At 60.2% G+C, this 8,094-nt stretch carries 9 protein-coding genes and 3 tRNA genes; 6 read left to right on the top strand and 6 right to left on the bottom strand.

Translation table 11 applies throughout. From position 1 onward, the window contains the following. Window positions 1–283: 283 nt before the first annotated feature. Window positions 284–979, bottom strand: a complete 696-nt coding sequence (locus tag EGJ27_RS25155) for a tRNA (adenine(22)-N(1))-methyltransferase TrmK (protein ID WP_256672922.1) — start codon at window positions 977–979, stop codon at window positions 284–286. 197 nt (window positions 980–1,176) lie between these two features. On the opposite strand from EGJ27_RS25155, the gene EGJ27_RS25160 reads away from it, so the two are divergent. Together EGJ27_RS25160 and EGJ27_RS24590 are read left to right on the top strand one after the other, a co-directional pair. Next, window positions 1,177–1,461 (top strand): hypothetical protein, encoded by a 285-nt coding sequence (locus EGJ27_RS25160; RefSeq protein ID WP_256672923.1) that lies wholly within the window; start codon window positions 1,177–1,179, stop codon window positions 1,459–1,461. A 425-nt stretch (window positions 1,462–1,886) separates the two neighbouring features. After that, window positions 1,887–2,225 (top strand): hypothetical protein, encoded by a 339-nt coding sequence (locus EGJ27_RS24590; RefSeq protein ID WP_125833342.1) that lies wholly within the window; start codon window positions 1,887–1,889, stop codon window positions 2,223–2,225. 103 nt (window positions 2,226–2,328) lie between these two features. Here EGJ27_RS24590 and EGJ27_RS24595 read toward each other — a convergent pair whose 3' ends face one another. Then, the gene (locus tag EGJ27_RS24595) at window positions 2,329–3,420 is read right to left on the bottom strand and encodes an NADH:flavin oxidoreductase/NADH oxidase (RefSeq protein WP_125833343.1); all 1,092 of its coding nucleotides are present in this window, start codon (window positions 3,418–3,420) and stop codon (window positions 2,329–2,331) included. Between the two features lie 65 nt (window positions 3,421–3,485). Between EGJ27_RS24595 and EGJ27_RS24600 the strand changes: the two genes are divergently transcribed. The 3 genes from EGJ27_RS24600 to EGJ27_RS24610 all read left to right on the top strand — a co-directional run bounded on the left by EGJ27_RS24600 (window position 3,486) and on the right by EGJ27_RS24610 (window position 5,911). Continuing rightward, window positions 3,486–3,821 carry a helix-turn-helix transcriptional regulator gene (locus EGJ27_RS24600; protein WP_177523099.1) on the top strand — a complete coding sequence of 112 codons (336 nt, stop codon included), beginning with the start codon at window positions 3,486–3,488 and terminating at the stop codon, window positions 3,819–3,821. A gap of 71 nt (window positions 3,822–3,892) precedes the next feature. After that, window positions 3,893–4,903: a hypothetical protein gene (locus EGJ27_RS24605; RefSeq protein WP_125833344.1), complete on the top strand. Its 1,011-nt coding sequence runs from the start codon at window positions 3,893–3,895 to the stop codon at window positions 4,901–4,903. Window positions 4,904–4,978: 75 nt separating this feature from the next. Continuing rightward, window positions 4,979–5,911 (top strand): bestrophin family protein, encoded by a 933-nt coding sequence (locus tag EGJ27_RS24610; protein WP_125833345.1) that lies wholly within the window; start codon window positions 4,979–4,981, stop codon window positions 5,909–5,911. A gap of 57 nt (window positions 5,912–5,968) precedes the next feature. Here the strand turns inward: EGJ27_RS24610 and EGJ27_RS24615 are convergent, their stop codons facing one another. Further along, window positions 5,969–6,394: a RidA family protein gene (locus tag EGJ27_RS24615; protein ID WP_125833346.1), complete on the bottom strand. Its 426-nt coding sequence runs from the start codon at window positions 6,392–6,394 to the stop codon at window positions 5,969–5,971. A gap of 198 nt (window positions 6,395–6,592) precedes the next feature. Here EGJ27_RS24615 and EGJ27_RS24620 point away from each other — a divergent pair, with 198 nt between their 5' ends. Beyond that, window positions 6,593–7,639 carry a diguanylate cyclase gene (locus EGJ27_RS24620; protein WP_125833347.1) on the top strand — a complete coding sequence of 349 codons (1,047 nt, stop codon included), beginning with the start codon at window positions 6,593–6,595 and terminating at the stop codon, window positions 7,637–7,639. A 118-nt stretch (window positions 7,640–7,757) separates the two neighbouring features. On the opposite strand, the gene EGJ27_RS24625 is transcribed toward EGJ27_RS24620, so the two are convergent. From EGJ27_RS24625 to EGJ27_RS24635, 3 genes are all read right to left on the bottom strand, one after another. Beyond that, window positions 7,758–7,833: transfer RNA gene (locus EGJ27_RS24625), tRNA-Gly, on the bottom strand. 3 nt (window positions 7,834–7,836) lie between these two features. Then, window positions 7,837–7,912: transfer RNA gene (locus EGJ27_RS24630), tRNA-Glu, on the bottom strand. Window positions 7,913–8,017: 105 nt separating this feature from the next. Then, window positions 8,018–8,093 (bottom strand) — tRNA-Gly (locus EGJ27_RS24635). Between the last annotated feature and the right edge of the window lies 1 nt (window position 8,094).

Here is an 8,094-nt window from a genome sequence, read left to right on the forward strand (position 1 = left end):
TTGCTTGATTCAGTTGTTAAAGAGCGGTGGTTGATTCTTTCGTCTCAACCGAGGCGCGCATTCTACAGCGTCCTCTGCATCTGTCAAGCGGTTATTTTCTGAAGCTTTCCAAGCTTCCTTATCAACTTCAACCACTTGCGCCTCGATCAACTTGCGTTGCTCGTCAGCGGGAGGCGAATAATACAGTATTTCAGAAGGTGGTCAACCCCCTATCTCCATGTTCTTTCCATCCTGACGACTAACGGCCCTGCGCTGCCTGAATGACCCAGCCTTTTCAGGCGGCTCAGCCCAACATCTGCGTGATCCAGCGGACCTGCCGGGCAATGTCGCTTGTCCTTGCCTCGGCTAGAGCGCGCCCCGCCCGGGCAATGCCGCCGAGTGTCTTCTGCCTTTGCATCAGCCTGCTTCGCCATTTGCCGAGGAACGCCGGACTGCGAGCCTGAATCAGCAGCGGACCGAAGTACAGTTCCTGCTCGGTGTATGCCACCGGTCCGGTGCGTTCGGCGACGAGGATTTCATAGTCCCAGCGATTTTCCCGCAGCACTTCCTCATGAACAATGCGGTAACGGTTCTCCATCAACCATCGGCGCAGCGGCTGCTCGCCACCATTTGGCTGCAGGATCAGACGCTCTTCCCCACTCAGACGCGCCTGGTCGCTGTCGAGGATGTCGCGGATCGTTTCGCCGCCCATGCCGCAGATGCTGATCGCCGTGATGCCATCTGCCGGCTCTATCGCTTCCAGGCCGTCGGCCAGGCGGACTGTGATCTGCCGTTCCAGGCCGTTGTCACGCACGGTACGCAGTGCCGAACGAAACGGCGTCGAAGCTACCTCCCCCGCCACTGCCGCGCTGATCAACCCGCGATGGACCAACGCCACAGGGAGATAGCCATGATCCGAACCGATATCGGCCAGGCGCGCACCGGCCGGCACCTGTGCCGCCACGCGTTCGAGGCGTACGGACAAGGTCTGTTCGTTCAACTGCCGCTCCTTATATAGGTGGGGATTTGGGACTGGTCCTGGACCGGGGGCGATTCTGTCGCGCAACGCGGTGCATTTCAATTCGCCGATCAAAGATGAATCAGGTGACTCACCCGAGAGCCACTTGTCGAGAACCGCCCGGACAGCTGGACATGGGTCCAGACTTATCAGTGCGACTCGATAGGAGGCGTACGAAAATGAAACCCACCTTACTGAGCGTGGCGCTGGCAAGTATGCTCTGTACTGCCTGTTCGACCACCCTCGAAGAAACCGCGGTACAGCATGACGGAGCTCGATCCTCAGCCCTGCCTTCCTCGACCTCGGCACCCGCCATCCAGCCGGATGAGCTGGCCGACACTGCTGACAGCAACCAGGCGGCAAAAAACAGATCGAGCCATCAGTCCATGCATCCCAAAACGGCCCTGACTTCCGAAAGCTCCGACGAGGCTTACAACGAGCCATTGCGAGCGACCGGGGATTGACCCGTTCCACGCCACGGGACACCAGGCATACATCAAGCGTTCAGCAAGCCCGAGGGACATCCCCCGGGCTTGCCGCATCGATATCTCGCCAGCGATGGACAAGACGAAGGCGGGAACACGCTGCACCGGCGTTCAGCGTTCGATTAATCAGGCGGGTACATGAGTTCAAGAATATCGAATACAAACGGCCGGCCGTGAACACGCCGCCGGTCAGACCGCGCGCGAATATTTCCTTTTTGATACAAGCGAATCTATTGTGAGACAGGGGCACTACTTTTGTGTTCCGGTCATTGCTGAATGGACGGTGAAAGCCCAAGGCGCCTATGTCGACATTGAATTTCAAAGTCAGAGCGACCATTGCACTCGTATCGCTAAGCTTGGCTGTGCTGGTTTCAAGCTGCTCAAGCCATAAGGGATTGTCGGTAGTGAACTACGACAAAGTGTCGGCATCCCTTCCGCCGCAACTGCTCATTGGTTTGTGGTCAGGTCCCCATGCTGGGGGAACCGTGTTCATCAATGTGTTCGAGGAAGGCAACTTGCAGGGCTGCCTGAGCGCCCCACCCTATTTTCACGAGATGAAAGGCAAGTACTTTCGACACGCCTTGTATTTCGAGGACGGGTCCAGACTCAGGGTGCGCAGCGTCAAAGCTCATGAATTGGTGATCGAATCTGCGCCAGGCCTTTACGTGGCGAAGCTCACACCTGACAAGGACAACGCGCAAGTTGTCCGCTGTTCGACGCTGGCTGCCCACATGGCACCGTGACAAGCGGGCCGCCTTACCGGAGGAAAGCGGCGGGCCCATCAAACGCAGGCCCGTCCGGGGAGGCGTGGAGCCGCTGACCGGGCGGGTTCTGCTGTTGATCGGCTTAGCGGTAACGTTCCAGCCAGTGAGCATACGGTGCCGGCAACGTCCACGAAGCCTTGTCGACGTTCAGCTCCTTGGCGGCAAAGTACGCCCAGTGCGGATCAGCCAGATGCGCGCGACCCACCGACACCAGATCGAGCTGGCCATTTTTCACGGCGGCTTCGGCCAGTTGCGGCGTACCAAACCCCCAGGCGGATGTGACCGGCAGGTCGGCTTCGCGGCGCACACGCTCGGCAATCGGCCCCAGGAATGCCGGCCCCCACGGAATGTTGGTCTCCGGAATAGTGAAACCGACGCTGACACTCAGCAAATCCAGGCCGCCCGCCTTGAAGCGACGCGCCAACTCGATGGACTCTTCCAGGGTCTGCTCGTCGCGACCGTCATACTCCAGCACGCCAAATCGGGCAGTCAGCGGCAGATGTTCCGGCCAGACTTCTCGCACAGCTGCCAGGGTTTCGAGCAGGAAACGGCTGCGATTGTCGAAGCTGCCACCATAGGCATCGGTACGCTGGTTGGAATGTTCCGAGAAAAAGCTCTGCGCCAGGTAGCCGTGAGCAAAGTGCAGTTCGATCCATTCGAAACCGGCGTCACGAGCACGACGGGCGGCATCAACGAAGTTCTGGCGAACCCGCGCGATGTCTTCCAGCGTCATGGCTTGCGGTACTTTCGGCAGATTGGCGCCGAAAGCGATGGCCGACGGCGCGATGGTTTGCCAGCCGCGGGCGTCGCTGTCGGCAATATGGTCATCGCCTTCCCAGGGACGATTGGCACTTGCTTTGCGGCCGGCATGGGCGATCTGGATGCCAGGCACCGAACCGGCGGCCTTGATGGCCTTGACCATTGGAATGAACGCCTGAGCCTGTTCGTCGGTCCAGATGCCTGCGCAACCGGGCGTAATGCGACCTTCCGGAGCGACGGCAGTGGCTTCAACCACCAACAGGCCAGCACCGCCACGTGCCATGCCGGCGACGTGAACCTGATGCCAATCGTTGACCACACCGTCCTGGGCCATGTACTGGCACATAGGCGGGATTGCAATGCGGTTACGCAGCGTGACGTCCTTCAGGGTGTAGGGTTCGAATAATGCAGACATGCACTGACTCCAGGATGAGCTTGATTGGGATGGCTTAGTTACGATTGTTCGATCTTAATCGAACTATGGCAATTTGTGAAAGCCCCGTTATCATGTTCGCCATGCGAGCCTACCGACACCCCAACCCAGAAGACCTGATTCTCGAACGCGTGCTTTACGCTTTGAGCGACCCCGTACGCATGGGGATCGTGCGCGTGCTGGCAGACGTGGCCGAAGCTACGTGCGGCGAACTGGACGGCGGCCGTCCCAAGTCCAGTATGTCCCATCACTTTCGAGTCTTGCGTGACGCAGGCCTGGTTCGCACCCGTAATGTCGGCACCACGCACATGAACTCCCTGCGCACCGCAGAACTGGACGGCCGCTTCCCCGGCCTGCTCGGCACAATCCTCGCCCAGCGATAACTATCTCGACCCTGCGACCTATACTCAGACCTGCAACGTCAGGACAGGTCCAGTCTCAGGAAAGCGCCATCTTGAACCGGTATGCGCTGATCATCGCAGTGATAGCAACGTTGGCCGGCTGCGCGTCTTCCAGGCCGGCGCCGACCATCGTTCCGGCCGTGCCGATTTCCCAGGCCACATGGCAGCAAGTCGATCAGGACATTCTCAGCGCATCGCGGCAGGCCACCGCCCAGGTGAAGCTCTTTGCCCGCGGCTCCATGGACCATTGGCGAACCCGGGTCTATCAGCAGACCGAAGAACAATTCATCCCGTGGTTCAGCAGTTACTGGACCCAGGAATGGCTATCGATCAAGGTCAGCTGGTACACCGTCAGTGCCAACGGTGACAAGGATGCTTCAGCCAGGCGCCTGGCCGCCTATCTGCTGGAGGAATATCGTCGCCAGGTGCTCGCGCCGGTGGCAGTCGAGGTCGACCCGGACGCAATCCTGCATCAATCCACCGGCTTTTATGTGCAACTGATGGATCGAGAACTGGTGGCCATCGCCAGACGCCATGGCGTACCCATGCCGCAACTCAACGGGCGAATCCAGAAGATCCCGGCCATCGCCCTGGGGCCACCGGCCGGACGCAATGCTTCGTTGTTTCAGGTGGTCAGCAGCGAACCGCTGAGCACGTTGCCGGCCTATGCGGCACTGATCGACAAAATTCATACGGCGGGCGGCGACCGGGGCATCGGCTCGACGGACGCCGGAATGGCACCGGTTGCCAAGCGCGCCAGCCAGCGAATCGAAGCGGAAATGGCCCCGCGCGGCGCCGCCAGCGCAGTGGCGGCGGTAGCGGGAAAACTCGCTGGAGCGTTGATTTCGGTCGGTGTCGCCGGGGTTCGGGCGGTCATGCAGGCCAACGACCGGCCCGACAGCGAAGCCTTGATCCGCCAGTCCCTGGGCGCCTCGTTCGACCAGGCCTGGCTCAAGCTGGTGCAAAACCCTTCCACCGGCGTGATGGCCGGCGCCCTGTACCTGGCCGGGCAGATCGAGAACAGCGTGGCGAGTGGTCCGCGCCTTGAATTAAGCGACTATTAAGCCTCTGCCTCTAGGCTCGGGATCATGCTCATTCGCCAACGCTCATGAGCCCCGACCTTCGACAGGAGTGCTGCAGTGACAGGTCCCTTTGAGAAAAAATGGAAGTGCCTCAAAAGAACATTCAGCTACGTGGGCTGGTCATTGTTCTGGCTGCTGATCTGGGACCTGGCCGTCACGGTAGATGCCATGATGGTCGGCGGTTATGGGTTCGAACTACCGCTGATGCCCCTGACCCTGCTGTGCTCGGCGCTGGTCGTGCTGATCAGCTTTCGCAACTCCAGTGCCTATAACCGCTGGTGGGAAGCACGCACGTTGTGGGGAGCGATGGTCAACACCTCTCGCAGCTTCGGCCGCCAGGTGCTGACGCTGATCGACGGTGACGGGCGTGACAAGGAAAATCCCGTCAAGGCGATGCTATTGCGCCGCCATGTGGCTTATCTGCAAGCGCTACGGACTCATTTGAAAGGCAGTGCCGATCTGTCGAAGCTCGACGGGCTGCTTCCGACCGCCGAGCTGCAAAAGGCGCAGGCCAGCAATAATTTCCCCAATGACATCCTGACCGGTTCGGCGACCCTTATCTCGCAAGAGTTTGCGGCGGGTCGCCTCGACAGCATCCGACTCGCGCGCCTGGAGACGACCATGGTCGATCTTTCCAACTGTCAGGGTGGGATGGAGCGGATCGCCAACACGCCACTGCCGTTTCCCTACATCTACTTCCCCCGACTGTTCAGCACGCTGTTCTGCATCATCATGCCATTGAGCCTGGTGCCGACCTTGGGGTGGTTCACACCGGTCATTTCAACCGTGGTCGGCTGCATGTTGCTGGCGATGGAGCGTATCGGCACCGATCTGCAGGCGCCGTTCGGCAGCAGCCAGCACCGAATCCGCATGGAGGACCTGTGCCAGAACATCGAGAAGAACCTTTGCTCGATGTACGACCAGCCGGCGCAAGGTCCGCTATTCGCTCGACTGAGGGGTGGCGACGCGAGCCGGTCCGTTGCGGCCTGAGCGGGCATGCAGGTGAAGCAGCCCACCGGTGCCTGGCTCTTCACCTCGCTGCGGCCACTACTCCAGCACCGCCGCCACTGCCTCGATCTCGACCAGCATCCCGTCCAGCGCAAGTCGTGGGACGGGGATCAGCGTGCACGCGGGTTTCAGTGCAGCACCCCAGACTCGATCAGCCTCGGCGCCCCAGGTGCGCAGTTTTTCTTCCGAGTGGTCGACGATCAGCAGGGTCAGTTTGAACACCTGATTCAGGCTCGCTCCCCTGGACTGCAACGCGGTCTGCAGGTTGGCCAATGCCTGCGCGACCTGCTCGGCGAATATCGGCGACAGTCGACCTTCGTGATCCTCGCCGCCCTGCCCGGCCGGGAACAGCAGGCGGGCCCCGGATCGTACCTGCGCCAAATGCGAGTACCCGTTCGAACGCGGGTCGTAGAGACCGGAAGGATTGGATAACTCAAAGGCTTTTTCATGACTGAGCGAGGACATGGAAGGCTCTCCTGATTAAAGAGCCGCCAGTCTCAGACCTCAAGCATGGTTCAGGTCAATAGGGTTTTTAGCCTGTCCATGGCCAGGCGGGTCGACCACCTCATCAAGGCAACGCCTGGTCGGCCGATAACAGGGTCATACCCCATATCCGAAATCGCTTTGTCCGGCTCCAGCGCGGGCTGCTTCAGAGGCTGCTTGATGAAAACCCTTTCGGCCAGTGATCGCGCCCAGCTCTTACGCGAAGCGACGACGCAGTTCTGGCAACACATCGTGCCTGTCGTGCAGATCGCCTTTGGCATTCATGTCGCGCTGTTCGTTCTGTTCGCCGCGCTGCAGCTGCCGCTTCTGGCAGTGGGTAACGGGTTGAGTATCCTGGCCTACGTGATCTGTCTCAAGGCAATCAGGGCCGGCCGATTCAGCTTTGCCGGCATACTGATGAGCCTGGAAATCATCCTGCACGCGCTGCTGGCCAGCTGGGTGCTGGGTTGGGACAGCAATTTCCATTTCTATCTGTATTGCCTGGTGCCGATCATCGCATTCAGCTTTCAGCATGCACGCACGCGGCGACTGCTGCTGAACCTGGCCATCATCTCGGTGGCCGCAGGCCTGTTTGCATTTCGCGGGTGGATGGGCATCGACTCAGGCGTCGCACCACAACTGCTTGACGGGTTCGGACTGCTCAACGTACTGACCGCCACCGCGCTGCTGCTGCACGGCACCGCGCTGTCGGTTCGTTTCACCCACGCCATGCAGCAAGGCCTGTTTCATACCGCCAATCTGGACAGCCTCACCAGCCTTTACACCCGGCGAAGAGTGATGCGCGGCGTTCATGAACTGACCAGCACCTCAAGCTCGGCCATCATCCTGCTGGACGTTGACCACTTCAAACAGATCAATGATCGCCTGGGCCATGACCGGGGCGACCTGATACTGCAGCGGGTGGCCGAAGCCATCAGCAGTAATGTGCGAGCGACCGACGTGGCATCGCGCTGGGGTGGCGAGGAGTTTCTGGTGTTGATGCCTGAGACCCCCGAGCGGGAAGCGTTGGCGGTGGCCGAGCGGATTCTGCTGCGCATCCGCGAATGGGCCGGGCAACTTGAACCGATGCCTCAGGAAGTCACGGCCACCCTGGCGGTCAGCGAGATTCGCTCGGCCGAAAGTTTCGAGAGCGCCCTCACCCGTGCGGATCAGGCGCTCTACAGAGGTAAGCAGCAAGGCCGCAACCAGGTGGTCGTGGCGCGCTAAGCGTGGCGAGACCTGCGCGGTCACCCTGCCAGCACGCCTCAGGCAAGAGGAGCAGCGCGAGCAACTTAAAAAACACAAACAAAAACGCCGCTCAGAAGAGCGGCGTTTTTGTACAAATTGGAGCGGGAAACGAGACTCGAACTCGCGACCCCGACCTTGGCAAGGTCGTGCTCTACCAACTGAGCTATTCCCGCAAATGGCGTCCCCTAGGGGACTCGAACCCCTGTTACCGCCGTGAAAGGGCGGTGTCCTAGGCCACTAGACGAAGGGGACACTGCCTGAAACACCCTTGGTGGTGTGTGTTTCAGTTCCAGAACTACATCCTTGGATGTGTCCTGGTTTCACTCAACCCTGCCCGAGAGCAAAGTTGCTTAAAACTGGAGCGGGAAACGAGACTCGAACTCGCGACCCCGACCTTGGCAAGGTCGTGCTCTACCAACTGAGCTATTCCCGCA

The organism is Pseudomonas sp. v388 (assembly GCF_003935425.1).
In the GTDB taxonomy this organism is placed as follows: Bacteria; Pseudomonadota; Gammaproteobacteria; order Pseudomonadales; family Pseudomonadaceae; genus Aquipseudomonas.